The sequence below is a fragment of the Methylobacterium sp. E-065 genome (assembly GCF_022829605.1).
GTDB lineage: Bacteria > Pseudomonadota > Alphaproteobacteria > Rhizobiales > Beijerinckiaceae > Methylobacterium.
In genome coordinates, this window is sequence record NZ_JAKSYD010000112.1 from 64019 (window position 1) to 89632 (window position 25614).

Annotated in this window: 27 protein-coding genes; 10 read left to right on the forward strand and 17 right to left on the reverse strand. The window is 70.0% G+C overall.

The genetic code is table 11. The features are described from left to right. Positions 1–82: 82 nt before the first annotated feature. Both MKK84_RS13545 and MKK84_RS13550 read right to left on the reverse strand, forming a co-directional pair. Positions 83–445, reverse strand: coding sequence for a YybH family protein (locus MKK84_RS13545; RefSeq protein WP_243920441.1), 363 nt, complete (start codon positions 443–445; stop codon positions 83–85). Between the two features lie 78 nt (positions 446–523). Further along, positions 524–967, reverse strand: coding sequence for an OsmC family protein (locus MKK84_RS13550; protein WP_243920442.1), 444 nt, complete (start codon positions 965–967; stop codon positions 524–526). Positions 968–1314: 347 nt separating this feature from the next. On the opposite strand from MKK84_RS13550, the gene MKK84_RS13555 reads away from it, so the two are divergent. Then, positions 1315–2190, forward strand: a complete 876-nt coding sequence (locus MKK84_RS13555) for an ATP-binding protein (RefSeq protein ID WP_243920443.1) — start codon at positions 1315–1317, stop codon at positions 2188–2190. Here MKK84_RS13555 and MKK84_RS13560 read toward each other — a convergent pair. From MKK84_RS13560 to MKK84_RS13570, 3 genes are all read right to left on the reverse strand, one after another. Then, on the reverse strand, positions 2147–2407 hold the full coding sequence (locus tag MKK84_RS13560; RefSeq protein ID WP_243920444.1) for a hypothetical protein: 261 nt from the start codon (positions 2405–2407) through the stop codon (positions 2147–2149). The genes MKK84_RS13555 and MKK84_RS13560 overlap by 44 nt on opposite strands. A gap of 188 nt (positions 2408–2595) precedes the next feature. Then, on the reverse strand, positions 2596–3066 hold the full coding sequence (dut, locus tag MKK84_RS13565) for a dUTP diphosphatase (RefSeq protein ID WP_243920445.1): 471 nt from the start codon (positions 3064–3066) through the stop codon (positions 2596–2598). Continuing rightward, a complete protein-coding gene (locus tag MKK84_RS13570) occupies positions 3063–3944 on the reverse strand; it encodes an HpcH/HpaI aldolase/citrate lyase family protein (protein ID WP_243920446.1) in 882 nt (293 codons plus the stop codon). The genes dut and MKK84_RS13570 overlap by 4 nt, the downstream gene beginning before the upstream one ends. Before the next feature lie 110 nt (positions 3945–4054). Here MKK84_RS13570 and MKK84_RS13575 point away from each other — a divergent pair, with 110 nt between their 5' ends. Beyond that, the gene (locus MKK84_RS13575) at positions 4055–4804 is read left to right on the forward strand and encodes a DUF429 domain-containing protein (protein ID WP_243920447.1); all 750 of its coding nucleotides are present in this window, start codon (positions 4055–4057) and stop codon (positions 4802–4804) included. A 12-nt stretch (positions 4805–4816) separates the two neighbouring features. Here MKK84_RS13575 and MKK84_RS13580 read toward each other — a convergent pair whose 3' ends face one another. Next, complete coding sequence (locus tag MKK84_RS13580; RefSeq protein ID WP_243920448.1) at positions 4817–5314, reverse strand: hypothetical protein; 498 nt, start codon at positions 5312–5314, stop codon at positions 4817–4819. Between the two features lie 310 nt (positions 5315–5624). Here MKK84_RS13580 and MKK84_RS13585 point away from each other — a divergent pair, with 310 nt between their 5' ends. After that, positions 5625–6140: an NUDIX hydrolase gene (locus tag MKK84_RS13585; protein WP_243920449.1), complete on the forward strand. Its 516-nt coding sequence runs from the start codon at positions 5625–5627 to the stop codon at positions 6138–6140. A gap of 42 nt (positions 6141–6182) precedes the next feature. Continuing rightward, the gene (locus MKK84_RS13590) at positions 6183–6848 is read left to right on the forward strand and encodes a carbonic anhydrase (protein WP_243920450.1); all 666 of its coding nucleotides are present in this window, start codon (positions 6183–6185) and stop codon (positions 6846–6848) included. Between the two features lie 118 nt (positions 6849–6966). On the opposite strand, the gene MKK84_RS13595 is transcribed toward MKK84_RS13590, so the two are convergent. Continuing rightward, the gene (locus MKK84_RS13595) at positions 6967–7668 is read right to left on the reverse strand and encodes a DUF4142 domain-containing protein (RefSeq protein WP_243920451.1); all 702 of its coding nucleotides are present in this window, start codon (positions 7666–7668) and stop codon (positions 6967–6969) included. A gap of 255 nt (positions 7669–7923) precedes the next feature. Between MKK84_RS13595 and MKK84_RS13600 the strand changes: the two genes are divergently transcribed. The 5 genes from MKK84_RS13600 to nudC all read left to right on the forward strand — a co-directional run bounded on the left by MKK84_RS13600 (position 7924) and on the right by nudC (position 12058). Continuing rightward, positions 7924–9015: an acyltransferase family protein gene (locus tag MKK84_RS13600; protein WP_243920621.1), complete on the forward strand. Its 1092-nt coding sequence runs from the start codon at positions 7924–7926 to the stop codon at positions 9013–9015. A 79-nt stretch (positions 9016–9094) separates the two neighbouring features. Next, positions 9095–9958, forward strand: coding sequence for a universal stress protein (locus MKK84_RS13605; RefSeq protein WP_243920452.1), 864 nt, complete (start codon positions 9095–9097; stop codon positions 9956–9958). Between the two features lie 85 nt (positions 9959–10043). Then, positions 10044–10649: a hypothetical protein gene (locus tag MKK84_RS13610; RefSeq protein ID WP_243920453.1), complete on the forward strand. Its 606-nt coding sequence runs from the start codon at positions 10044–10046 to the stop codon at positions 10647–10649. 78 nt (positions 10650–10727) lie between these two features. Continuing rightward, a complete protein-coding gene (locus MKK84_RS13615) occupies positions 10728–11147 on the forward strand; it encodes an HIT domain-containing protein (protein WP_243920455.1) in 420 nt (139 codons plus the stop codon). Between the two features lie 8 nt (positions 11148–11155). Then, the gene (nudC, locus tag MKK84_RS13620; RefSeq protein WP_243920457.1) at positions 11156–12058 is read left to right on the forward strand and encodes an NAD(+) diphosphatase; all 903 of its coding nucleotides are present in this window, start codon (positions 11156–11158) and stop codon (positions 12056–12058) included. Positions 12059–12066: 8 nt separating this feature from the next. Here nudC and MKK84_RS13625 read toward each other — a convergent pair whose 3' ends face one another. The 10 genes from MKK84_RS13625 to MKK84_RS13665 form a co-directional block, all read right to left on the reverse strand. Beyond that, positions 12067–12468, reverse strand: a complete 402-nt coding sequence (locus MKK84_RS13625; protein ID WP_409566498.1) for a cupin domain-containing protein — start codon at positions 12466–12468, stop codon at positions 12067–12069. Beyond that, the gene (locus MKK84_RS35910) at positions 12351–12638 is read right to left on the reverse strand and encodes a DUF6883 domain-containing protein (protein WP_409566503.1); all 288 of its coding nucleotides are present in this window, start codon (positions 12636–12638) and stop codon (positions 12351–12353) included. Before MKK84_RS35910 ends, MKK84_RS13625 begins: the two co-directional genes overlap by 118 nt. Positions 12639–12664: 26 nt before the next feature. After that, the gene (locus tag MKK84_RS13630; RefSeq protein ID WP_243920461.1) at positions 12665–12883 is read right to left on the reverse strand and encodes a DUF4926 domain-containing protein; all 219 of its coding nucleotides are present in this window, start codon (positions 12881–12883) and stop codon (positions 12665–12667) included. A 122-nt stretch (positions 12884–13005) separates the two neighbouring features. Beyond that, a complete protein-coding gene (gene cysG / locus MKK84_RS13635) occupies positions 13006–14478 on the reverse strand; it encodes a siroheme synthase CysG (RefSeq protein WP_243920623.1) in 1473 nt (490 codons plus the stop codon). 206 nt (positions 14479–14684) lie between these two features. Then, on the reverse strand, positions 14685–17381 hold the full coding sequence (locus tag MKK84_RS13640; RefSeq protein WP_243920463.1) for a nitrate reductase: 2697 nt from the start codon (positions 17379–17381) through the stop codon (positions 14685–14687). A 176-nt stretch (positions 17382–17557) separates the two neighbouring features. Further along, positions 17558–19162 (reverse strand): sulfite reductase subunit alpha, encoded by a 1605-nt coding sequence (locus MKK84_RS13645; RefSeq protein ID WP_243920464.1) that lies wholly within the window; start codon positions 19160–19162, stop codon positions 17558–17560. Continuing rightward, complete coding sequence (locus MKK84_RS13650) at positions 19159–20976, reverse strand: NirA family protein (protein ID WP_243920465.1); 1818 nt, start codon at positions 20974–20976, stop codon at positions 19159–19161. The genes MKK84_RS13645 and MKK84_RS13650 overlap by 4 nt, the downstream gene beginning before the upstream one ends. Positions 20977–20987: 11 nt before the next feature. Next, complete coding sequence (locus tag MKK84_RS13655) at positions 20988–22256, reverse strand: NAD(P)/FAD-dependent oxidoreductase (protein ID WP_243920466.1); 1269 nt, start codon at positions 22254–22256, stop codon at positions 20988–20990. 779 nt (positions 22257–23035) lie between these two features. Continuing rightward, positions 23036–24037, reverse strand: a complete 1002-nt coding sequence (locus tag MKK84_RS13660; RefSeq protein ID WP_243920467.1) for a CmpA/NrtA family ABC transporter substrate-binding protein — start codon at positions 24035–24037, stop codon at positions 23036–23038. After that, positions 24034–24621: an ANTAR domain-containing response regulator gene (locus MKK84_RS13665; protein ID WP_243920468.1), complete on the reverse strand. Its 588-nt coding sequence runs from the start codon at positions 24619–24621 to the stop codon at positions 24034–24036. The genes MKK84_RS13660 and MKK84_RS13665 overlap by 4 nt, the downstream gene beginning before the upstream one ends. Positions 24622–24837: 216 nt before the next feature. Here MKK84_RS13665 and MKK84_RS13670 point away from each other — a divergent pair, with 216 nt between their 5' ends. Beyond that, positions 24838–25497: a hypothetical protein gene (locus MKK84_RS13670; RefSeq protein WP_243920470.1), complete on the forward strand. Its 660-nt coding sequence runs from the start codon at positions 24838–24840 to the stop codon at positions 25495–25497. Positions 25498–25614 lie beyond the last annotated feature (117 nt).

Genomic DNA, 25614 nt, shown 5'->3' on the forward strand with positions numbered 1-25614 from the left:
AGTCGGCTCGGGTCTTTCGCGCGGCGTCGGCGCGCGGGCCTCGCTTTGCCGCATCGCGTCCGGTCGGACAAGCGCGCGCCGGTCAGTCCTTCGGCGGTGCGAGCTTGAGCTGGTCGATGACCCAGAGCCACGTCCCGTCCGCCTGCTCGCGGGCGACCTCCACCGAGAAGGCGCCCTTGGGCAGCTGGGCGAAGGTCATGGCCAGCGATCCGGTGCGGAGGGGCGGTAGGGTCTCGGGCGCCGGGAAGTCGGATTTGCGCGCCAGCAGGTCGGTGTAGAAACTGCGGATCTCGGCATGGCCAGTGGCCACCACGCGGCCGGCTGCCAGCACCGCCTCGGGCTCGTAGAGGGCGACGAGCCCCTCGACGTCGCCCGCATTGGCGCGCTGGTTGAACAGGGTGGCCAGCGTTTCGGGGGCGCGGGCGGGCTCACGTGGATCCGACATGGCGTCTCCTCCTCCGATCCGGTCGACCGGTTGGCGTTTCGGGAATGCGCCGGGCGGCGGATCTTTCCGCGGGCGGGCTCATTTCAGGCGGGTCCCGTCGCGATCCGTCACCGAAACGGAGACCGGGATCCCGGCCTTCACGCTCTCCGAGACGGTGCAGAACCGCTCGAACTGCTCCAGCACCCGGTCGATCCGTGGCATCTCGGCGGCGACCGCACCGAGGCCGATCCGCACATCGATGCCGGTGATGCGCAGGCGGCCTTCGGCGTTGCGGTCCATTTGGCATTGCGCCTCGGCGACGACCCCCCGCGCGTCCTGCCGGAATTTTCCGAGGGCAAAGACCAGGCTGGCGCAGAGGCAGTTCGCGACGCCGGAGATCAGGATCTGCTCGGGGAACGGTCCGGTCCCGCCGCCGATCGGGGGCGCCTCGTCGGTCAGGAGCGCCGGTAGGACGCCGCCGAAATCGACGGTGAAGATGTAAGCATCGACCTGGGTGATTCGGATCTTCGGTCCCGCGTCCATCGCTGTCCTCGTCATCGTTTCTGGCAGGTCGAGCGACGATCTGAGTAGTGCGACGGGCCCCCTCTCCCGTTCGAGATAGGGCTGGGGTGAGGGATCAGGTTTTTCCGGATGGTTCATACCCCTCACCCTGTCCCTCTCCCGCAGGGGGAGGGGACCCGCGATCGTTCCTCTCCCGCCATCGCGAGTGCCGGTCGGAGGCCTATCGGTCCGATCCTCGCGAAGTCTCCAACGCCCGATCGCGGTTCGCGTTCGGATGGTTGCGCCATGCATCCGCAACCGGATGCTTTCCGCCGACCTTCCCCGTAGAACCGGCCCCTAACCGCCGCGAACCCGAACCCCCCGATCCCATGACGAGCGCCCCGACCCTCGACACCCTGATGCCGCTCCTGGAGCGCATCGCCACCGCGCTGGAGCGGGCCGCGCCCCCGGCCCCGCCGGCCTTTGACCCGAACGCCGCCGATGCTTTTTTGTGGGGACCGGAGCGCCGGCTCACCCCGGTGTTCGAGGTGGCCCGCGTCGAGATGCGGCTGCTCACCGGCATCGATCGCGCCCGCGACACCCTGGTGGAGAACACTGAGCGCTTCGCCCGCGGCCTGCCGGCCAACAACGCCCTGCTGTGGGGCGCCCGCGGGATGGGCAAGTCGTCGCTGGTGAAGGCGGCCCATGCGGAGATCAACGCCCGCCGGCCCGCCGGATCGCTGCCGATGAAGCTCGTCGAGATCCACCGCGAGGACATCGAGGCCCTGCCCGACCTGATGGCCCTGCTGCGGCCCGACCCGCACCGCTGGCTCGTCTACTGCGACGACCTCTCGTTCGATGCCGACGACACCTCGTACAAGTCGCTCAAGACGGCCCTCGATGGCGGCATCGAGGGGCGGCCCGGGAACGTGCTGTTCTACGCGACCTCCAACCGCCGGCACCTGCTCGCCCGCGACATGGTGGAGAACGAGCGCTCGACCGCGATCAACCCCGGCGAGGCTGTGGAGGAGAAGGTCTCGCTTTCGGACCGGTTCGGCCTGTGGCTCGGCTTCCACAAATGCAGCCAGGACGAGTATCTGGCGATGATCACTGCCTACACGGAGCGCTATGGCCTCGACGTTCAGCCCGAGACGCTGCGGGCGGAGGCCCTCGAATGGGCCACGACCCGCGGCTCCCGCTCGGGGCGCACTGCGTTCCAGTTCATCCAGGATCTCGCGGGGCGGCTCGGCCGGACGCTGGATTGAGCGGCATCCCTGGATCGCTTTTGGCCTCGGCTTTCCCAACCCTCCGCCTCAGGATGAGGTGGGGATTGGGGATTTCCGCCGCCGTGAGCCGCGCGACGGCGATGGACGGCCTTCGATAATCGATCGAGGCCGACAGCCAGACCGTGCGCGGCGCCCCGAGGATCAGCGCGCCGTTCGGGTTGGCGATCCAGTAACGGCTGTCGGCGATGTTGCTCACGCGCGCAGCGTGACGGGCTTGCCGCCGAGCGCCGTGGCGTAGCGCAGGCCGAGATCGACGGAGGTCCAGTCCGGGATCTTCTTCAGGCCCGTGGCGGCGCTACCGTCGTAGGCGCCGCCCGGCGACGTCGCCTAGCGGGCGACGCGGAGCGCCGCACCCCGCGACCACGCGCAGATCCGGCCGCCGGATCAGCGCCCGCTCGACCCGAATCCGCCTGCACCGCGCTCCGAGCCCGGGCTGGCCTCGCCCTCCAGCACGGTCAGGACCGGCCGGGCAATGCGCGTGAAGACCAGTTGGGCGATCCGCTCGCCGGGCTCGATCCGGATCGGGGCGGACTCGGCGCGGTTCCAGGCGGAGACCATCAGCGGCCCCTCGTAATCGGCGTCGATCACCCCCGTGCCGTTGCCCAGCACTAGCCCCTCCCGGTGGCCCCGGCCGGAACGCGGGAAGATCAGCCCGCACCACGCCGGATCCCGGATCAGCACAGACAATCCAGCCGGGATCAGGACCGGTGTCCCTCGGGCTGGCAGATCGAGCGGGGCATCCAGGCAGGCATGCAGATCGAGGCCGGCGGCCGCCGCCGAGCCCCAGCGCGGGAAGCCCCAGCCGGTCAGGCGCGGGTCGAGGATCCGCAGGCCGACTTCGGGCAGCGCGCTCACCCGCCGAGCCGCTCGATCGCGTTGGCGAGCGCCAGAATTCGCCGAGCCGACTCGACGTGCAGACGCTCGACCATTTTCCCGTCTACGGCAACCACTCCGCGATCACGGTTCTCCGGTGCTTCGAAGACGTCGAGCATCCGCCGCGCGCCCGCGACGGTCGCGGCATCCGGCCCGAAGGCGGCATTGGCCGGGCCGATCTGGCTCGGGTGGATCAGCATCTTGCCGTCGAAGCCAAGGGCGCGGCCCTGCGCGCATTCGGCCTCGAAGCCGGCCGCATCGTTCAGATCGGTGAAGACGCCGTCGATCGCCTCGATCTCGTAGGCCCGCGCGGCGGCGAGCACCGTCATCAGCCAGTGCGTGAGGGCGGCGCGCCCCGGCGGCGGGATCCGGGCGGCCTTCAGCAGGTCGTTCGGGCCAATCACCAGAGCGGCGAGCCGCCCGTCGACATCCCGCGCCGCGCCGGCGATCTCGGCCGCGTTCAACACCGCCATCGGCGTCTCGATCATCGCCCAGACCCGCGTCGCCGCCGGCGCGCCGAGCCGGCGCAGGCGTGAGCCGACGGCGATCAGCGCGTCTGAGGTGCGCACCTTCGGCACCAGGATGGCGTCCGGGGCGGCGGCGGCGAGAGCCTCGAGATCGGCCTCGCCGTCCTCGGTCTCCGGCGAATTGATCCGCACCACGACCTCGCGGCGGCCGAAGCCCCGGGCGGCTACCGCAGCGGCGACCTGCGCGCGGGCCGCTTCCTTGGCGTCGGGGGCTGTCCCGTCCTCCAGATCGATCAGGATCACGTCGGCGGGCAACGTGCGCGCCTTTTCCAGCGCCCGTGCGTTGGAGCCGGGCATCGCCAGCACGCTGCGGCGGGGACGGATCTCGCTCATCACGCTTCTCCCGATTCGGCGGCGGCCTTTGATGCGGATAGCGGTCCGCGCCAGCCCGGACAAGAACGCAGCCCCGGCCAGGTTCCGGCGCAGGCGACAGGAGGATTGCGATGGCGCGGTGGATCGCGGGACTCGACGGCTGCCGGGGTGCCTGGGCCGGGGCGCTGCTCGATCTCGACGACCCCGACCGGCACCGCTGCGCCCTCTTCCCGGACGTGGCGGCGCTCCTCGACGCGCCGGAGCAGCCGCTGGTGATCGGGATCGACGTGCCGATCGGCCTGCCGGACCGGATCGTCGGGGGCGGCCGGGCGGCCGATCTGGCGGCGCGCGCCAAGCTCGGTCCGGCGCGGTCGTCGGTCTTTCCAATGCCGCCGCGGTCGGCCGTCTACGCATCCGACTACGACACCGCCAAAGCCCTCTCCCGGGCGGCGAGCGACCCACCCTTCGCGCCCTCGATCCAGGGCTACAACATCTTCCGGTATGTCCGCGCGGTGGACACGCTCCTGCGGGCTCGGCCAGAGTTGCGCGACCGGATCCACGAGGTTCACCCGGAGGTGGCGTTCCACGCCCTCAACGGCGACCGGCCCCTCGGCCTTCCGAAGAAGGGGCGCAACGCCCGCCTGGGGCTCGATCGCCGGCGGGAACTCCTGTCCGCGGCGGGGCTGCCGGCCGCGCTGCTCGAAGCCCGGGTCAAGGGCGTCCCGGAGGACGACCATCTCGATGCGCTGGCCGCTTTGGTGGTGGCGCAGGATATCGCGGCGGGCCGAGCGCGGCCGCTCCCCGACCCGCCGGCGCAGGATGGGCACGGCCTGCCCGTGGTGATCTGGGCACCGGCCCTGCGGGGGCCGCCGATCCCCTGAACCAAGCGCGCGTCAGCGCCGCGCCGCCCGGGCCGGCGGCGGCGTGAACGCGCCGCTCCAAGCGGTGGTCTGATCCGTCGGTGACGCGAAGACTGTGGTGAACGCTCCGGTGCCCTTCAGGCCGGCGAACGCGCCCGTCGCCTTCCCGACCTTGAACGTGCCCGTGGCGGTCATGCGACCCTGCGCATCGGTGTTGACGCGACCAGTATAGGGGCTCGTCGAGGTCCCGTCCGGCGTGGAAAAAGTGATCGTGCCTTTCACCGGGCCCTGCCCCCGATCCATCGTCACGGTCTCCACGATAGTGACCTGGGCGTTGTCGAAGGGCTGGCCGGGGCTCTTGTTGAGGCCGGAGCCGCGTTCCTCGATTCGCATCTGGCCCGGCGCTATCGGCTGCATGGTCTGGTTGTCGTAGTGCATGGTGAAGGTGCCGCCCATCGGCATCGCGGCGGCGGCGGTCGCTCCGGCGATGAGGGTCAGGGCGGTACTGGATCGGGTCCACGCGCGCAGCATCGTAGCCTCCCTCCGGTCAGGTTACATCAGGTCTCGGTTCAATGTGATGTGCGAATATTATATTCGTGCATGTAAATCTGTCTGTCAATGCAAAAAATTTACATCAATACAGTATTGAATTCGATCAAGCGTGCACAATAATGCACGTCCGGTTTACCGATGTAATCCCGAACGTCGCCCGGCGGACCTTACGTCCCTGGCCGCGTGTCATGATCGCCGGATGGTGCAGTGGCGCGGCGAGGCCGGAGCGATGCAGCAAACGGGACGACATCCATGTCCGGCGCGATCCTTGCGCCCTAGCTTTGGCCACATGAAAGCTGCGCCCACTCTCGCCATCCGCCACGTCGCCCGGGCAATCGTGCTCGATCCGCACGACCGGATCCTGTTGATCGCGTACGCCTCCGTGCACGCCAAGGGGCCGGATGGAGCGCCGCTGCGGTTCTGGTTCATGCCCGGCGGCGGCCTTGAGCCCGGCGAGGATCACGTCACCGCCTGCCGCCGGGAACTCGGGGAGGAGATCGGCCGCACCGACGCGGCGATCGGCCCGCAGGTCGCTGCGTGCGACGGGCCGTTCCATCTGTTTCGCCAGCCCCGGGATGCCCGCGAGCGCTACTTCCTCGTCCGCCTGCCCGACGACCGGGTCGACACCAGCCGCCTCGCCGAGACCGAGGATAACCCCGTGCTCGGCACCCGCTGGTGGCCGATCGCCGAACTGCGCGCGAGCAGCGAACGCGTCGAGCCGGCCGGTCTCGCCGATCTCGCGGCCGATCTCGCCCGCGGGATTATCCCGGCCCGGCCCCACGTTCTGACTTGGCAAAGATCCTGATTTCAGCTGTATCACGATCGATAACGCAACGGAGCTGCTTTGATGTTTCCTGTCTATTTGACTGAAGGGTACCGGTCGTTCCTTGAGCAGCGCTTTCCGGCCGAGCGCCGCCGCTTTGCGCAACTGGCCGAATCGCAGACGCCGGAGATTCTCGTCATCAGCTGCTGCGACAGCCGGGTCTCCCCCAGCGCGATCTTCGATGCCGGACCGGGCGAGCTGTTCACGATCCGCAACGTCGCCAACCTCGTGCCGCCCTATCAGCCGGACGAGAATTACCACGGTACCTCTGCGGCGCTGGAATTCGCCGTTCAGGCCCTGCAGGTGAAGCATATCGTCGTGCTCGGCCATGCCACCTGCGGCGGCGTGAAGGCCTACGCCCAGAAGGCGAAGCCGCTCTCCGAGGGGAACTTCATCGGCAAGTGGGTCTCGCTCGTGGAGCCCGCGGTGGCGAAGGCCGGCGATCCCGAGGCGCCGAACTACCTGACGCGCCTCGAATACGCCGTGGTGGCGCAGGGCCTCGAGAATCTGATGACCTTCCCGTTCGTCAAGGAACGGGTCGATGACGGCCGCCTCCAGCTCCACGGCGCGCATTTCGGCGTGTCGACCGGGTCCCTGGTCGTGCGCGATCCGAAGACGGGGGCGTTCCAGCCGCCGCTCGACACGGCCGGCCTGCAGGTCCGCTCGGCTGCTGCCGTCACGTGTGACTGACGTCGTGGCGGCGCATCGACCCGCGCCGCGCACACCCAAAAAGAAAGGCGGCTCGCCTGCGCGAGCCGCCCGTCCTGCCGGCCCAGCTCAAGCCGGGCCGGCACGATTGCGATCGACCTTACCGAGCGCCCGCGAGGCGCTGCGCGTGGTCGTAATGCATCTGCAGGGCCGGCAGGGCCTGCTGGGCGTAGTTGCGCAGGGCCGGGTTCGGACCACCCTGGGCGTAAGCCTGGGTCATCCCAATGGCCATCTGATGCGCCTCGATCTGCTGCGTCGCGTAGAGCCGGTCGAAGCGCGGGCCGGACGGGGTCGCCGACAGCTCGGACAGCATCGCCTGTTGCTGCGGGCTCGGCTGCACGAGGGTGGAGGCCCCGGTCGCCATCATGTCACTGCCGACGCGCCCACCGGCCGCCGCACCGTTCGCTGCGCCCGCGCCCGCGCCCTGGAGGCCGCCGACCGGGCCGCCCGACAGGGTGCCGCCGACCACGCCGGTCGCCGCACCGACGCCGGCGCCCACGGCGCTGCCCGCCACCGCGATCGGAGCCGTGATCAGGCCGCCGAGGCCCGGATCGCCCCCCGCCATCGCGCCGGGCTGACCGCCGGCCAGCGCCACGTTGGCAGCTTGGTGATCGCGCAGCGCCTCCTGAGCGTAGGACCGAATGCGCGGATTGCGCGACTTGGACAGAGCGATCTGGGAGGACTGGATCTCGAACGCATTCGACTGCATCGACTGCAGACGGAAATCGTTGGCGCCCTGTGCCAGAGCCGGGGTCGAAAGCGCCAGAACAAGCGCGGAGGCGGCGGCGTAATTCTTCAGCATCAGAAACCTCATAACGAGATGGATGCGCGAACGGGCATGGAATATCCGGCGGAGATCGAAGACCTCACGCGGCGCGTTCGCGGAATACTCTCTCAACGGGACCAACGACCTATGGTTCCTGCCGGTTTCACCGCAGGTCCGCTTGGTGGTTGAGGATACGCTTCGGCGCGCCTCAGGCCGCACGCTGGATTCCGGCTGCCACAGGAGCCTGGTGGCGAGACCCGGAACGTGCCCGCGCCGACCGGCGAGCGCCGGATGATCCTCGTCCCGATCCAGATCCTGCGCGGCGTCGCCGCACTGATGGTGGTCTGGCACCATGCGCGGCACGAAGCGGAACTCCTGGCGCAGCGCGGCTCCCCAGCCCTCGATCCGGGCACACTCCTGCCCTGGTGGGGCGGCGTCGACCTGTTCTTCGTGATCTCCGGCTTCGTCATCGTCCTGGCGAGCGGGGCCCTGTCTGGAGTGCCGGGCGGCCGGGTCCGGTTCTTGGCGCACCGGATCGCTCGGGTGGTGCCGCTCTACTGGCTGGTGAGCCTGCTCTATCTCGTCCTCGCCCTGGCCCGTCCGGACGTCCTCGGGGAGGCTGCCGCCCTCGTCCACGATCCGGCCGCCCTGCTGGCGAGCTTCCTGTTCTGGCCGGCCGCCCGACCGGACGGCACGATCCAACCCCTCTACGGCCTCGGCTGGACCCTGAACTACGAAGCCTTCTTCTACGGGCTCTTCGCCGCCGGGCTCGGCCTGGGGCGGCGCGGCGCGGTGGTCTGGCTCGTCGCGGCCCTGGCGCTCCTCGTCACCGCCGGGACCGTTCGGCCGGACCTGCCCCTGCCGCTGCGCTTCTGGGCGAACCCGATCGTGCTCGAATTCGCCGCCGGGGCCGGGCTCGCCCTCGCCTATCAGAGCGGGGTGCGACCTGCCGTCCCGATGCGTGCCGGCCTGGCGGGGCTCGGCCTCCTCGGCTTAATCCTGGCGGCCCGGCTGCTCGCCGATCTCGGCGAGGCCGACGGCTTTCTGCGCCCGCTCCTCGTGGGCATGCCGGCCGCCCTGCTCGTGGCATCCGCCCTCGGGCCGGGGCGCGATGCGGCGCAGGTCGCGCGTCTGCCGGCCCCGATCCGCGTCCTGGCGATGCTCGGCGATGCGTCCTACGCTATCTACCTCGTGCATCCGTTTGCCCTGCGGCTCGCGCGCGAAATCCTGGTGCGGATCGGCGCGGCGTCGGCGCTGCACCTGTACGGCGCCATGGTCCTGATGCTGACGGCGAGCGTCGTGGCCGCCCTCGTGGTTCACCGGTTCGTCGAGCTGCCGTTGACCCGCCGGGTTCGACGGATCCTCGACCCCGGAACCGCGTAAAACCGTGTGCCCTCTGGAGCGGACCCGGTTCCCCACGGGCGCCAGCCGGATTAGCCTCGATCCCGAGGAGGACGAAGCCATGAAGACGCTGCTCGTACCCGTCGCGATGCACGACGCCCTACCCTCTGTGTTCGAGACGACGCGGCTTGCCGCGACGCGTTTCGGCAGCCTGATCGAGGGGGTTTCGTTGCGCCCTGCGCTGGCCGAATACGTCCCCGTCGATATGGTTGGCGGCATGACATGGCTGCGGGACGAAGAGGCCGACCGGGCCGAGGCCGAGGAGGCGGGCGGTCGCTTCGTCGCCTTCATGGACGCGGCCGGCATCCCCCGCCACGCCCGCGACGGACTCTGCATACCGGAGCGCGTGCCGGATGCCGGGCCGCGCTACCGCTGGCGGCAGGACGTGCCGACCGGCGACGCATTCCTCGGCCAGTACGCCCGGCTGTTCTCGGCCACGGTGGTCGGCCGCCCGGGCACCACCGACAACGCGCCGCGCATGACCACCTTCGAAACCGCCCTGTTCGAGAGCGGCCGGCCGATCCTGCTCGCGCCCCCAGCCCCACCGGCGAGCCTCGGCGACGCCATCCTGATCGCCTGGAACGGATCCACCGAGACCGCGCGCGCCGTCGCCTTCGCGATGCCGCTCCTGCGCAAGGCCCAGCGGGTGCTGGTGCTGAGCGTCGAGGGCGGCATGGTGCCGGGCCCGACCGCCCAGGACCTCGCCCAGGCGCTGGCCTGCGAGGGGGTGGAGGCCGCACACCGCGCCCTGCCGGCGGGGCGGCGCGCGCCCGGCGAGACCTTCCTGGCCGAAGCCAAGGCCTTCGGCTGCGACCTACTGATCAAGGGTGCCTACACCCAGAGCCGCCTCCGCCAGATGATCTTCGGCGGCGTCACCAGCCACGTGCTGGCCCACGCCGACATGCCGGTGCTGATGGCGCATTGAGCTGCCGGACTGCGTCCCCTTGCTGGAACCGGGGCAATTGCCCTTGCGTTCGGCTCCCGCCCGCCCAGACCCCGCAAGGACACCCGTGACGAGCCTCGTGAAGCGCAGCCTCCTCGCCGCCCTGATGATGGCGGCGTCCGTCACCGCCGTGCGGGCCGAGCCCATGGTGGCCCGGTTCCGGGGCACGGTGGTGCGGGCCGAGTCCGACCGCATCCAGATCCGGCGGCCTAGCGGCAGCACCCTCACCCTGCGGATGGATCCGAAGACCCGCGTCTACGCGGTGAACGGGTCGGACTTGCGGGCGATCAAGCCGGAGAGCTACGTCAGCGTGATCGGTGCCGCGGGCGCGGACCCGCGTCGCGCCACGGCGGTGACGTTGTACTCGCCCTCCGAACGCGGCTTCGAGGCCGGGACTCAGTTGTGGGATACGGCACCCGGGGCGACGCTGACGGCCGGCAGGGTCGCCGACCTGCAGCGCGGGTCGACCCTGCGGCTGGCCCTCTCCTACGAGGGCGGGCAATCCGCGTTCGAGATCCCGAACGATACGCCGGTGACCCAGTTCTCACCCGGCGAGCGCGCCCTGCTCCAGCCCGGCGCAGCCGTGACGATCTTCGCCGGGTCGGACGCGGACGGTGCCCTCGATGCCGGGACGATCGCGGTCGGCCGGCAGGGTGCCATCCCGGGCCTCTGAAGTTTCGGCAGGGGCCGCGTCACCGTTCCCGCGCTCAGACCGCGCGCGGAATGCAAAGCTGCGCTACATCGGTCTGCGATGACCGATTTCGCCTTCGCTCTCGATCCGCGCTTGGCCGCCGACACCGTCGAGGTCGGTGATCTCGCCCTGTGTCGGGTGCTGCTGATGGATGATGCCCGATTCCCGTGGCTGATCCTGGTGCCCCGCCGTGCCGACCTTACCGAGATCACCGACCTGCCCGAACCGGATGCGGCCACCCTGTGGCAGGAGATCCGCATCGCCACGGGTGTGATGCAGGCCCTGGCCAAGCCCGACAAGGTGAATGTCGCGGCTTTGGGCAACGTCGTGGCGCAGCTCCACGTCCACGTGGTCGGCCGCTTCCGGTCCGACCCGGCCTGGCCCGGCCCGGTCTGGGGGTTCGGGACGCGCACGCCCTATCCGCTTCACGCCCGCGCGCAGCTCATCGAGCGCGCCGGTGCCCTGTTCTCCGCAGCCTGACTTCGCGCATGACCGATCCCCGCGACACCCTCGGCTTCGTCCGGAACCGCCTCGACCGTCATTCGGCCGAGCAGCCCGAAGAGGCAGTGCCGGCCTTCGATGCGCCCGACGCGCGCCTCGTCCTGCTGTGCGGCGACCGGTTCGTGCTGCGCGGGGACACCGCGCTGATCGCGCCCGACATCGCGGCCGACTTCCTCGCGGGCCCGCGGATCTTCCTCGGGCACCGGGACGGGCGGCCGGTCTTCGCGCTGGCCGCGCCCGCCGAAGCCGCGGAGCGCTTCGCGGGGCACGACACCCGCACCCTCGACCTGCGCAGCATCGCCACGGACTCCGCCGTGGAGGCGGAGGAGCTGGGCCTGCTGGCGGTCGCCAAGTCGATGCTCGACTGGCACGCGCGCCACGGCTTCTGCGCCAATTGCGGGACCGCCACGGTTTCGAAGGCCGGCGGCTTCCGGCGGGAATGCCCCTCTTGCGCCGCTCATCACTTCCCCCGGGTCGATCCCGTGGTGATCATGCTGGTGCGCCGGGGCGATGCCTGCCTGCTCGGCCGCGGCCCGCATTTCCGGCCGCACATGTATTCCTGCCTCGCGGGCTTCCTGGAGCCCGGTGAGACGATCGAGGATGCGGTTCGCCGCGAGGTGTTCGAGGAGACGCATATCCGCGTCGGCGCGGTGAGCTATCGGACCTCGCAGCCCTGGCCGTTTCCCTCGTCGCTGATGATGGGCTGCGCCGCAGAGGCCCTGGACGAAGCGATCGTGACCGATCCGGCCGAGCTGGAGGATGCCCGCTGGTTCACCCGCTCCGATGTCGCCGCCATGCTGAACGGCACACATCCGGAAGGCATCCAGGCCCCACCGCCCATGGCGATCGCCCATTACCTGATGCGCGCCTTCGTGGCCGGCGAGACCTGAGAGGCGCCTCAGCCCGGACCGCCCGCACGCCGGCTCGAATCGTCCGCGGGGTTGATGAGGTTCCGCCTGAACGGCCCGGAGCCGCTGACCTGCAGTTCCGCTGGCTCATCGGTGGTCCAGAGGGAATGGGACATATCCTCCAGAAGGTCGACGAAGTCTCCGGTCTTCAGCACCGTCCCGTTGGTCGTGTCGAGGGTGCGGCCGTGCGCCTGAGAGATCGAGGCCGAGAGGATCGTCAGTGTCCCGGGCTTGGAATGGGTCTGCGGTGCGATCACCGTGCCGGCTGGGACCTTCACCCGCAGGACGAACAAGCCGGGCTTCGACAGGTCGCTCGCAACCTGGCTGAGCGGCGTGCCTTTCGGCAGGTTCGGCGGCCCCGGCTCGTAGCTGGCGGAGGCTCCGTCAGGCACCACGGCCATCCCGCCGTGATCGGCCGCCGAAGCCGGGCCGAAGCCGCTGCCAAAGGCTTCGGATCGTCGGGGCGAAAGCCCTGCGTGATAAAGAATTCCGTTTTGGGCCCGCCATCTGGATGCGCCCGGTCGAGTAAGTAGTGAACGATCTTCTCACGGGAAATCAGCACGTTCCTGAAAGGAGCGCGGGAGCCGATCAAAAATTTGGCTCTGCAATCACTTCGAACTGGTTCGGCTGGAGCGTGATCAGAGCCGCATACGGCCGGGTGAACTCCACCTCGTAGGCGGCGCCGCGAGCCCAGGTGCCGACGATCGTCCCTTCGGATCGGGCCGGAAGGACCTGCCCGTTCTCGATCTCCTGGGGGCTGGTGAGTGCGATGCGGCTCAGCTCACGGATCGCGGCACCCTGCCCCAAGCTACGGGCATATTAGGTCGAGTCGAGCGACATTCCGTAAGCCTACCGCGGATCCCTGTGACCGGCAAAGTCGCCGATTCAGATAGGTGCAGTGATCGACTGACACGTCCGCCAGGAAAGCTTCAGCTCGCGACCCGATCGGGAGCCACCTCGGCCGACATCGCGCCCCGCATCTCGGAGAATGCCTCGCCCACCATCAACAGCGCCGGCCCATCGACACCTGCGGCCTCCACCCGGTCGGCGAGGTCGGCGGCGGTGCCGCGCACGGCCTGCTGGTTCGGGCGGGTGGCGTTGAACACCAACAGCGCCGGCGTCGCGGGGGCAAGCCCCTCCTCGACCGCGCGGGCGAGCAGGGCCCGCAGGGTGCGCTTGGGCATATACACCACCGTGGTGACGCTCGGATCGGCGAGCGCCCCCCAGTTCAGGTCGTCCGGCAGGGCGCCACGGCGGTCGTGCCCGGTCACGAATTGCAGGCGCCGCGCCGCATCGCGATGGGTAAGCGACACACCCAGCGCCGCCGCCGCCCCCTGCGCCGCCGAGACGCCTGGCACCACGGTAACCGGAATGCCGGCTGCCCGGCAGGCCTCGATCTCTTCGCCGGCTCGGCCGAAAACCAGCGGATCGCCGGATTTCAGCCGCACCACCTGTTTGCCCGAGCGGGCGAGCTGCACCATCAGCGCGTTGATATCGTCCTGTCGGCAGGAGGGGCCGTGGCCGGTCTTGCCGACCAGCATGGTGCGGGCCTCGCGGCGGGCGTAGTCCAGGATCTCAGGGGCGACGAGGTCGTCGTATAGGATCACGTCGGCGTTGCGCAGCGCCCGCAGCGCCTTGAGGGTCAGGAGCTCCGCGTCACCCGGGCCAGCGCCCACCAGCGTCACCGCTCCGCCTTTCGGCGCGGCCTCCGTTTCGCCGAGAAGCTCGGCGAGGTCCGTGTCGGTCGGCGCCCGGTCGGGTTCCGCGAAAGCGCGGTCGGTGAAGCGCTCCCAGAAGGCGCGGCGCTCCGCGAAGCCGTGGAAGCGTGCCGTCACGCCGTCCCGCCAGTCGCGGGCTGCGCCCATCCAGCGGGCGAATCCGCGGGGCAGCATCGCCTCGATCCGAGCGCGCACGGTCTGGCCGAATACCGGGGCGGCGCCCTCCGTCGAGATGCCCACCACCAGCGGCGAGCGATTGACGATGGCGCCGAACTTCACGTCGCAGAGATGCGGTCGGTCGACCGCATTCACGATCGCGCCGGTACCGCGAGCGGCCGCCACGAAGGCGACGCACTCCGTTTCGTCTTCCATCGCGGCGATGCAGAAGGCCGAGCCCCACAAGTCGTCGGGGGTCCAGGCGCGTTCGTGCAACACCACATGGCCGTCGACGATCTCACCCGGAACCGCGCGCAGCTCCTCGCTGGGTTCTGGGGCGTAGACGTCGACATGGGCGCCAGCGGCGGCGAGCAGCTTGACCTTCCAGGGCGCGCCGCCGGAGGAGCCGGCGAGCACGACCCGCTTGCCGCGCAGGGGCACGAAGACGGGCAGCACCGCCAGTGGCTCCAAACCGGCGGCTTTGGTCTCGCGGGGCGCGCGGGCCGCGCGCAGGGGGGTCTCGGTCACGGGCCTGTCCTGGATCGTCTCGAACCGGCCGGCCTCGTCCACCTCCTCATCCTGAGGTGCGGCGCAGCAGCCTCGAAGGTGGGCTCCAGGGATCGCGCGGCCGGCTGGAGAGCTCCTTCGAGGCGGTCGCTGCGCGCTCACACCTCAGGGTGAGATGGTCTGGTTGGACGGGCCGGTCTGTCCTCCCATCTGAGTGTATCAGATAATCACGCGGCGCGGGCGGTCTGCCCGGCCAGCATCTTGCGGATCTCCGGTATGCAGGAGCCGCAATTCGTTCCGGCCTTGCAGACGGCGCCCACCGCCTCAACCGATCCGGCGCCCGCCGCGATGGTGGCGGCGATCACGTCGGCGCCGACGCCGTGACAGGCGCAGACCACCGGGCCCGCCGAAGCCGTGGCGGCCCGCCCGGAGAGCAGCGCGAGGCGCTCGGGCGTCTCGGGCTCCTCTGCGGCGAACAGGGCCTTGGCGGCCTCCCAGTCGGGACGCGCACCGGCAGGCGCGTAGGCGAGGCTGGCGACGAGGCGCATGCCGTCATAGACCGCGCAGCGATAGCGGTCGCGGGCGTGGTCGGCGTACTCGGCCAGCTCACAGCCCCGCAGCGCCTCGCTCTGGATCAGCCCACGCACCATCATGGCGACGGCTCGGGAGCTGTCCTGCGTCGCGAATTGCACGCCCCAGCCGCCGGTGATCGCCGCTCGCGCCCACCACCAGCCCTCCGGTAGCGCCACCTGCGCCCGGGACAGCAGGAAGCCGCGGGCGCGATAGGCGATCGGCGCGATGAGGGCCGGCGTCGCCTTCAGCTCCGGCTGGCCCGAGACCGGATCCGGCATGCCGCGCACCAGGGCGCCGACCCGGGCCTTCGACGCGAAGGCGCCGCCCCAGTGCATCGGCATGAACAGGTTGCCCGGGACCACCGTGTCGGTGACCGTCACTTCCAGTTCGGCCTCGCCGTGCTCGGTGGCGAGTCGCGCGATGCCGCCATCCGTGAGCCCGAAGGCGGCTGCGTCGTCCGGATGCACCTCGACGAACGGGACGGCGCGGTGCGCCGAGAGGCGCTGGCTCTTACCTGTGCGGGTCATCGTGTGCCAGTGGTCGCGCACCCGGCCGGTGTTGAGCACGAAGGGGAATGCCTCCGACACCGCCAACGCGAGGGCCGGCGGCTGCACGGCGACGAAGCGCGCGCGCTGGTCGAACGTGTAGAACCGCCCGTCGCCGAACAGGCGCGCCTTGCCCTGTGGGGCGCCCCTCGGTCCGGATCGCTTCGGGATCGGCCATTGCACCGGCAGGTTCACGTCGTAGGCTGCGTCGCTGAGGTCGGTCAGCGCGCCGAGATCGAAGTCGCGGGTGCCGTTGTTCTCGTAGGCCGAGAGGCCAGCATGCTCGCGGAAGATCGCGGCCGCGGAGTCGAACCCGAAGGCCCGGCCGTGGCCGAGCCGGCGGCCGACTTCCGCAAGAACCGCCCAGTCGGGCCGGGCCTCGCCGGGGCTCTTGAGGAACCGGCGCTGGCGCGAGATCCGGCGCTCGGAATTGGTGACCGTGCCGTCCTTCTCGCCCCAGGCCTGGGCGGGGAGCAGCACGGTGGTCTTGCCGAGACCCTGGGCAGTGTCCGAATCCGCCACCGCCTCGGAGACCACGTACAGGTCGAGGCTGGTGAGCGCCTCCCGGATCACGTCGGCCCGCGGCATCGAGACCAGTGGATTGGTGCCCATCACCCACAGCGCTTTGATCTTGCCCCGCGCGACCGCCTCGAACAGCGCCACCGCCTTCATGCCCTCGCCGGTGATAATCCGCGGGGCGCCCCAGTAGCGACGCACCCGGTCGACCTCCTCGGGGGCGAAGTGCATGTGGGCGGCCAGCATGTTGGCGAGCCCGCCGACCTCGCGCCCGCCCATGGCGTTGGGCTGGCCGGTGAGCGAGAACGGCCCGGCACCGGGCTGCCCGATCCGGCCGGTGATCAGGTGGCAGTTGATGATGCTGTTGCCCTTGTCGGTCCCCTGCGCCGACTGGTTCACCCCCTGCGAGAAGGCCGTGACCACCCGGCGGGTGCCGGCGAACAGGGCGTAGAACGCGGCGATCTCAGCCTCCGGCACGCCAGTGGCGGCAGCCACTGCGGCGACGTCCGGCGCGATCTGGCGGGCGCGATCGAGGGCGGCATCGAGGCCGGCGGTATGGGCCTCCACGAAGGCGCGATCGCGGAATCCGTTGTCGGCGAGGTAGACCAGCAAGCCCGAGAACAGCGCCGTGTCGGTCCCTGGCCGGATGCCGAGGAACAGGTCGGATTCCTGCGCGGTCTGGGTCCGGCGCGGATCGATGACGACGAACTTGGTGCCGCGGCGCTCCTTGGCGTCGGCCATGCGGCGGAACAGGATCGGGTGGCACCACGCGGTGTTGGAGCCGACCAGCACGATCAGGTCGGCCTCATCGAGATCCTCGTAGCAGCCCGGCACCGTGTCGGAGCCAAACGCCCGGCGGTGGGCCGCCACCGCGCTCGACATGCACAGCCGCGAATTGGTGTCGACGTGGGGCGTGCCGATAAAGCCCTTCGCGAGCTTGTTGGCGACGTAGTAATCCTCGGTGAGGAGCTGCCCGGAGAGGTAGAAGGCAATCGATTCCGGGCCGTGTTCCTCGGCGACCGCGCTGAGCTTTCCCACGATCGTGTCGAGGGCCGCATCCCACGAGACCTGCGCGCCGTCGACCTGCGGGTGAAGCAGGCGGTTCTCCAGCGACAGGGTCTCGCCAAGCGCCGAGCCCTTCGAGCACAGGCGGCCGTAATTGGCCGGATGTTCGGCATCGCCCGCGATGGCGGCGCCGCCCTGCCCGTCCGGGGTCGCGAGCACGCCGCACCCGACCCCGCAATAGGGGCAAGTGGTCCGCACCGTCGGCGCCGCCGCAGGCTGGGTCATGGCTTCCGTCCTCGAAGGGTCGTCCTAGGCACGAGCAAGCTTCGCGCCGGTGTTCCCCGCCCCCTTGCGGGGAGGGGTCAGGGGTGGGGGTGGCGCAGAAGGCACCGCCCGAGTCCCATCCTGCGCCACCCCCACCTCCAGCTCCTCCCCGCACGGGGGAGGAGAGAGCGGCGTGCTCAATACACGTCCGCCTGATACCGGCCGGCCTTCCTGAGCGCCGCGAGATACGCCACCGCGTCCTCCGGGCTCTTGCCCCCGTGCTGCGCCGCCACGTCGATGATCGCCCGCTCGACATCCTTGGCCATGCGCTTGGCGTCGCCGCAGACATAGAAATGCGCGCCGCCCTCCAGCCACTTCCACAGATCGGCGCCGTTCTCGCGCATCCGATCCTGGACGTAGGTCTTCTCGGTGCCGTCGCGCGACCATGCCAGGGACAGGCGGGTCAGCACCTTGTCGTCCTTCAGCTTGGTCAGCTCGTCCTTGTAGAAGAAGTCGGTGGCCTGCCGCTGGTGGCCGTAGAACAGCCAGTTGCGGCCGGGCGCCTGCGTGGCGGCGCGCTCGCGGAGAAAAGACCGGAACGGCGCGATGCCGGTGCCGGGGCCGCACATGATTACGTCCTTCGACAGATCTTCCGGCAGCCCGAAGCCGTGGGCCTTCTGGAGGTAGATCTTCACCCGGGTCTGCTCAGGCAGGCGCTCGCCGAGATGGGTCGACGCGACGCCGAGCCGCAGCCGCGAGCGGTGATTGTAGCGCACCGCATCCACGGTCAATGAAACGCGGCCGACATCCATCTTGGGCGAGGACGAGATCGAGTAGAGCCGCGGCTGCAGCTCATCCAGGGCCTCCAGGAAGACCTCGGCGTCGGGCCGGGCGCCCGGGAACTTGTGCAGGGCGCCGAGCACGTCGAGATAGGCGGCGTCGCCGTCCGGATCCTCGCCGGAGGCGAGCGCCTGCGCCTTCTTGCGGGCCGCGCCCGAGGTGAGCAGCGACAGGAGCTGGTAGAGGTTGTCGGGCGCGGCACCCAGCGCGTAGTTGATCAGCAGGTGCTCGCGCAGGGTCTTTTGCCCGATCACCCGCTCGGGCCGGGCGCCGAGTTCCGCGATCACCGCGTCCACCAGAGCCGGGGCGTTGGCGGGGAACAGGCCCAGCGAGTCGCCCGCCTCGTACTGGATCGGCGTGCCGTCGAGGCCGATCTCGATGTGCCACGTCTCCTTCTCGCCGCCCGGATCGTTGAGGCGGCGGCGGGACAGGAACAGCGCCTCGACCGGGTTCTCACGGCAGAAGCCGAGCGGGCCGAGATCGGCCGCCGCCTTCGGGGCATCGTCGTCCGCCTTCGGGGCCGCGGGGGCGCCTCCGGCGGCGCCGAACTCCTCGTCCAGCTTCTTGAGCATGCGCAGGGTCTCTTTGCCGCCGGGCTGGCAAAGGTTCAGGCGCGCCTCGTTCTTGAGGAAGATCGCGTTGGCGTAGTCGGCACAGTTGTAGCCACACTGGCCGCAATCCTGCTGGGCCATGGCGGCCATCAGCTTCTGCGGCTCGGGGCGGTCCTGGGCCATCGCCATCCGATCGCCGATCGGCACGGACGGGTCGTGCCAGGGCGCATCGTCGTTGTCGGCCAGCTTCGGTCCCGTCGCGGGGCCTTCGCCGGGCGCGAGCGCCGTCGCACCCGCAACGGCGGGGCCGAGCAACGCCGCGAAATAGCCCGAGAGCCAGGCGCGCTGGTCCTCGTTGAAGGGCGCGGTCTCGGGGATCAGGACGAGGGGGGGCGAGACGTGCTGGGTCATGCGGCGGCCTTCAACGCGGGCTGGTCCTCGGCGGCGTCGCGGAGCGCCTCCGCGCCGGTGCGGCTGGTGAAGGCCTGGAAGCTCTCCTCCGGGCCCTGGCGGCGGTCGAGATAGGCCCGCAGCAGCGCCTCCACCCGGGAGGGGCAATCCTCGGCCTTGACGGCCTTCCAGATCTCTGTGCCGATCTTCGGGTTCTCGGCGAAGCCGCCGCCGACCACGATGTCGTAGCCCTCGACGGTATCGCCCTCCTCGGAGACGACGACCTTGGCGCCGATCAGCCCGATATCGCCGATGTAGTGCTGGGCGCAGCTGTGGTGGCAGCCGGTGAGGTGGACGTTCACCGGCACGTCGAGATTCGGCATGGCCGTCTCGATGTGGTCGGCGATGATGAGCGCGTGGCCCTTGGTGTCGGAGGCCGCGAACTTGCAGCCGCGGGCGCCCGTGCAGGCCACCAGGCCCGAGCGGATGCCGGCAGCCTTGGTGGTGAGGCCGAGGCCTTCCACGCGGGCCTCGACCTCGGCGACCTTCGCATCCGGAACACCGGAGAAGATGAAGTTCTGCCAGACCGTCAGGCGGATCTGGCCGTCGCCGCATTCCGACGCGATCTTGGCCAGCGCCCGGACCTGATCGCTCGTCATCTTGCCCACCGGCAGGACCACGCCGATCCAGTTGAGGCCCGGCTGCTTCTGGGCGTGGACGCCGACATGGGCGTAGCGGTCGGTGGCTTTACGCGGGGCGACGTGCTCCGGCGCGACCCGGTCGAACTTGCGGCCGAGCTTGTCCTCGACGGCAGCGAGGTACTTGTCGAAGCCCCAGGCGTCGAGGACGTACTTCATCCGGCTCTTGTTGCGGTTCGTCCGATCACCGTTCTCGATGAAGACGCGGATGATCGCGTCGGCGACCGCGTTGCAATCCTCCGGCTTCAGCACGATGCCGGTGTCGCGGGCGAGGTCCCGGTGGCCCGAGATGCCGCCGAGCACGAGGCGCATGTAGATGCCCGGCGGCACGGAAGCGCCGTCCAAGACTTCCACCGCCTGGAAGCCGATATCGTTGGTCTCCTCCAGGGTCGGCATCACGCCGCTGCCGTCGAAGGCGACGTTGAATTTGCGTGGCAGGCCGTAGAGCGAGCGGTCGTTGAGGATCCAGTTGTGCCAGGACTTCGCCAGCGGGCGCGTGTCCAGCAGCTCCTGGGCGTCGATGCCGGCGGTCGACGATCCGGTGACGTTGCGGATGTTGTCGGCGCCCGAGCCCTGCGCCGTGAGGCCGATATCGGTGAGCCCGTCGAGGAAGGGCTGGGCGTGCTCGGGGCCGATCTCCCGCACCTGCAAATTGGCCCGGGTCGTCACGTGGACGTAGCCGCCACCATGCTGATCGGCGAGGTCGGCAACGCCCGCGAACTGCCAATGGTGCAGGATCCCGTTGGGGATCCGCATCCGGCACATGTACGAAACCTGATTGGGCGCGACCCAGAACATCCCGTGGTAGCGCCAACGGAAATTGTCCTCGGGCTTCGGCTGCTTGCCGGCTGCGGCCTCCTGGATCAGGCGGTTATGGCCGTCGAACGGGCTCTCGGCGCGCTTCCACTTCTCCTGCTCGCAGAGCTTGCCACCGTCCTTGACGGTCTTGTCCTGCGCCTTGATGTGAATCGCATCCGGCCCGGTCGGTTCGGCGGGCGGGGCCGAGGCCCCTGCCCCGCCGCCCGCGAGGCCGCCGGTCATGCGGACGGCGGCGATGCCGGAGGCGAAGCCTTCGAGATAGCGCTTCTGCTCGGCCTCGAACGCGTCCGCGGCGGTCTGAGTGATGGTCTCGGACATCCCGTGCCTCCTTAAGCGGCCAGCGGCTCGGGCGCGGGGCACCCGAACATCAAGTCGTCCACGTTCTCGATCGGATCGCCTGTGCGGATCAGGCGCTTGCAGGCGGCCTGCTCGGCGATGTCGCCCACGAACACGGCGCCGATCAGCTTGCCCTCCCGCACCAGCAGCTTGCGGTAGAGCCCCGCGCCGGGATCCGAGAGCACGATCGCCTCGGCATCCTCGGGCGTATCCACGATGCCGGCCGAGAAGACCGGCAGGCCGGAAACCTTGAGGCTTGTCGACAGGGCCGTGCCCCGGTACTCGGCCGGTTGGCCGGCGAGGTGTCGGGCCAGCGTCTCGGCGTGCTCGTAAGCGGGCTCGACGAGGCCGTAGACCATGCCGCGATGCTCGGCACACTCGCCCAGCGCAAAGATGCGCGCGTCCGAGGTGGTCATCCGATCATCGACCGTGATGCCGCGGCCCGTCGCGAGTCCGGCGGCCTGCGCCAGCGCCATCGAGGGACGCACGCCCACCGACATCACCACGAGGTCGGCCGGGAGGACGGTGCCGTCGGCCAGGATAAGGCGCTCGACCCGGTTGTCGCCCTCCACCCGGGCGGTATCGGCTTGGAGTATGACACGCACGCCGCGGGACTCCATGGCGCGCTTCACCAGCCCGGCGGCGTGGTGGTCGAGCTGGCGCTCCATCAGCCGGTCCATGACGTGGAGCAGGGTCGTGTCGACCCCGAGCCGCGCGAGGCCGACCGCGGCTTCGAGGCCCAGCAGACCGCCGCCGATGACGATCGCGCGGGCATGCTGCACCGCTGCTCTGCGGATCGCCGCGACATCGGCGAGGTCGCGAAACGTGATGATTCCGGGGAGATCCATGCCGGGCTTCGGCAGGCGGATCGGCAGGGACCCGACCGCAAGGACGAGCTTGTCGAAGGGCAGGACGTGGGTCTCGCCCACGACGACCAGCCCGTTCTCCCGGTCGATCTGCGTGACGGGCGCGCCGGTGATCAGGCGGATGCCGTGGGCCGCGTACCAATCGAGGCCGCGGAATGCGCAAGCCGCCTCGTCGACCTCGCCGCCGAGCAACGAAGAAAGGAGGACCCGGTTATAGGCAGCCTGGGGTTCGGCGCCGACGCAGGTTACGTCGAACCGGCCGGGGCAGCCCTCGGTCAGGCGCTCCAGGAAGCGCAGCGAGGCCATTCCGTTGCCGATTACGACCAGTCTCTCGCGCGGCAAGCCGGTTTCGGCGCGCGCGTCGTGGATGCGTGGTTCGCTGGATGATGTCGCCATCGCTCGATCGCGTCTGGAACCTCGATTGCAGGGTCGTTGGCGGACCGCCCACGAAAAAGCCGCTGCCGGTGATCTCCCGGCGGGCTTCGTGCCTCAGGAGGACCGGATCAGCGGCCTCGCTGACGGCGCTGCCCGTCGCCGTTGACGGACGTCTGATATGAAGCAGCTTTTGTGCCAGCCCGGCGATCGGCTCGGCGCGCCATCGCGAGCGGCTGAAAAGCAGTTTGGTTGCAGGAAGCAATCGGTCTCAGCGCGCAACGCGCGCTGCACAAAAATCGGGCGTTGGCCGTTAAATGATCAGGCGCGACGCTACCGGCACGGGCTGCAATCGAGCCATGGCTGCCGAGCGTGCGCAACCGCGTTGCGGTCAGTCTGAGGTGAGGGATAAAATTTCCCGGATCGCACTGCCGTTGAGCAGGCGCGGGTTTCGAGCATGCCGCCGCCGATAGGGCCGACGCAGCGGGATTCGCCCGTTAAATCAGAACGGAGAGAACGGCCAGCAGACCGATGGTCGGCATCGCCCCGATCATCAGGGCCCAATACCATCCGCGACTCATGCCGGCGCGCCGGTTGTCGTTGTTCGCCCGGGGAGGCCTGCCGCCCCGGTAGATATGACGACGAAGCTCATCGCGCATGCGAGGATGCGACGAATAAGAGCCAGTATCGAGTTTGCGGCATCCGGGCATGGCGCATACACAACGGGCCACGCTGTCCGACGTTCCGCACCGTCCGGGCGCGGCGCCACTTATTGGAGACGAAAGTGGCGGCCTGTCGCCCGGCTAGAGTTCGGCGACCGCCGCACGGTAGAGATCCGGCCTGTAGACGGTCGTGATCGCGTCTTCGAGCGCGGTCTGATCCGCGATCTGACGCGCGGCCTGCATCTGCTCGAGAAGCCACACCGCATCCGCCGGCCGCGGCTCCTGAATCGCTGCACCGAACGATGGCCCTGCACCGGCGGTGGGCAACTCGGCCGATCCGTCCGCGAACGTGCGGGCGATGATGGTCGCGTCGAGATCGAGGTAGGGCCGACGGGCGAGGCGGTTGATCAACTCCCCGCGGTTCTGGGGATCGGCGCACCACCGCCCGGCCCGCGCCACCGCGCGCACCAGCGGCAGGATCGTGCTGTCGAGCCGCTCGGAGACGGCGAGCACCTTCTCGGGGGCATCCGGAGCGAGAGCACTGCCGAGCACCGCGATGCGCCCGTGGCCCGCGGCGGCCGCCACGTCGTTCCACGGGGCGCCCGCACAGAAACCGTCCACGAGGCCCCGCGCCAGGGTCTCGACGCTGTACTGGGGCGGCACCACCACGGTGCGGAACGCCCCCGGATCGAGGCCGCCGGCCTCAGCGAACAGCCGCAATTGGTAGCTGTGGCACGAGAACGGATGGACGGTGCCCAGCGTCAGGGGCCGGCCCGCCGCGCGTCGCTCCTCCGCCACGCGGGCGAAGGCGCGGGCGATTTCGGCGGGTTCCTCATGCTCTGGGGCCATCGCTTCCCAGAGGCTCTGCGCCAGGGTGATGGCGTTGCCGTTGACGCTGATCTGCATCGGCACGATCAGGTCCGAGGGCGGCCCCGACAGGCCGAGCCGGCTCGCCAGCGCCAGCGGCGCCAGCATATGGGCGCCGTCGAGATGGCCGAGCGCCAAGCGGTCGCGCAGGGTCGCCCAGGACGGCTCGGCGGTAAGGTCGAGTTCGAGGCCCTCCGTTCGGGCGAAGCCGAGTTCGTGCGCCACGATCAGCGGCGCGGCATCGCAGAGCGGGACGTAGCCGAGCTGGAGCCTCATCCGAGCAGGTCCGCGGTGGTGACGATCGCGCGGGCGATGTCGGCGATCTTGCGCTTCTCGTTCATGGCCTTGCGGCGCAGCTGCTTGTACGCCTCGTCCTCCGTGAGACCCTTCATGCTCATCAGGATGCCTTTGGCGCGCTCGATCAACTTGCGGTCGGCGAGTTCGCCCCGCGCCTCGGTGAGCTCCCGCTGAAGCCGGGCGAAGGCGTTGAAGCGCAGGATCGCGATATCAAGGATCGACTTGATCCGCTCCGCCCGCAGACCGTCGACCACGTAGGCGGAGATCCCGGCATCGACGGCGGCCTGCATCATGGTGGTGTCCGAGCGGTCGACGAACATCGCCACCGGCCGCTCAACCTGCCGCGACACCCCCGACATCTGCTCCAGGATATCCCGGCTTGGGCTCTCCAGATGGATCACCACCACATCGGGCTTGAGGGCGGTCACGCGCTCCATCAGGTCGGCGGTGTCGGGGATGACGACCACGCGGCCGACCCCGGCCGCGCGAAGGCCCTCCTCAAGAATCGCCGCGCGGGCGCGGCTCGGGTCGATCACGGCGACGGTAAGGCTTGTTTCGGTCATCGGAGCCCGGTTCGGGGCGGGTTGGCCCGAACCGGGCCCACACGGCCAAGCAAGGTGTATGCCCTCTTCCGGGCCCACGGGAAAAGCGGGATCCGGCGTCATCTCTCGCCATTCTGTACCGAGCTGCAACGCCCGCGAAAAGAAATGGTCTAGCTTCCGCCGCAATGCGGAGGCTCCCTGGGTTTGTCGGAGCGGACGAGGTGATCGGTGATTCGGATGCGCAGGCCAGATCAGCCCGCTCTCACGGAGGCCGGCGCAGCCCGCGTCACGATGCCGTTCCTGCCGACCTTGGCGGTGATCGCCCTTCTGGGTGTGGCGTCGTTCTACTGCCCATCCTCCAATCCAAATCTCGCGGCGCTGGCGGAACGCGCGCTGTCCGATCCGCTGACCACGGCATCCCTTGCGCCGGTCGCGTCTGCGCCTGCCGCGACGTCGTTCGTGCCGGTGCCGACCATCGCCGCGGCCGCGGGCCGCCTCCCCGCGACCCTGGCTTTCGCCGAAGCATTTCCGCTCGACGATTCGGCTTCGCAGCCAGCTCGTTCGCAGCCCCATGTCGCGGCGGTAGTCCGTCCGGCGCCGCGTCTCGCCGCGAACCGGCGCCCTTGCCCGGGACGACGGTGCCCGGAGACGCCCCTACGCGGCACCGATCCATTTGCTGCCGCCCACGCGGAAGCCGCGGATGCGGCCGGACGCGACGTGATCCCGGGGCAAGCTCTACCGTTTGCGGATGCCGTGGCCGATGCGGTGACAGAGTCGGTGACCGATACCCTGGCACCGGCCGCCCGTGTCGTCGGCGACGCCGCCGAACTCATGCGCACTGGCGCCGCGGTGGTCCGGGGCTCCGTGTCGCTGGCGGTGGCCGACTGCCTGCGCTGACTGCCCGGCGCGGACGCGGCGTCTCCAAGCTCGACTGAACAAACCTCTGGACCTGTCGGACCGCCGTCCTAGGTGCGTTGCGGCAGACGGTCCGGGTTTCCGGCCGCTGGCTGGAGC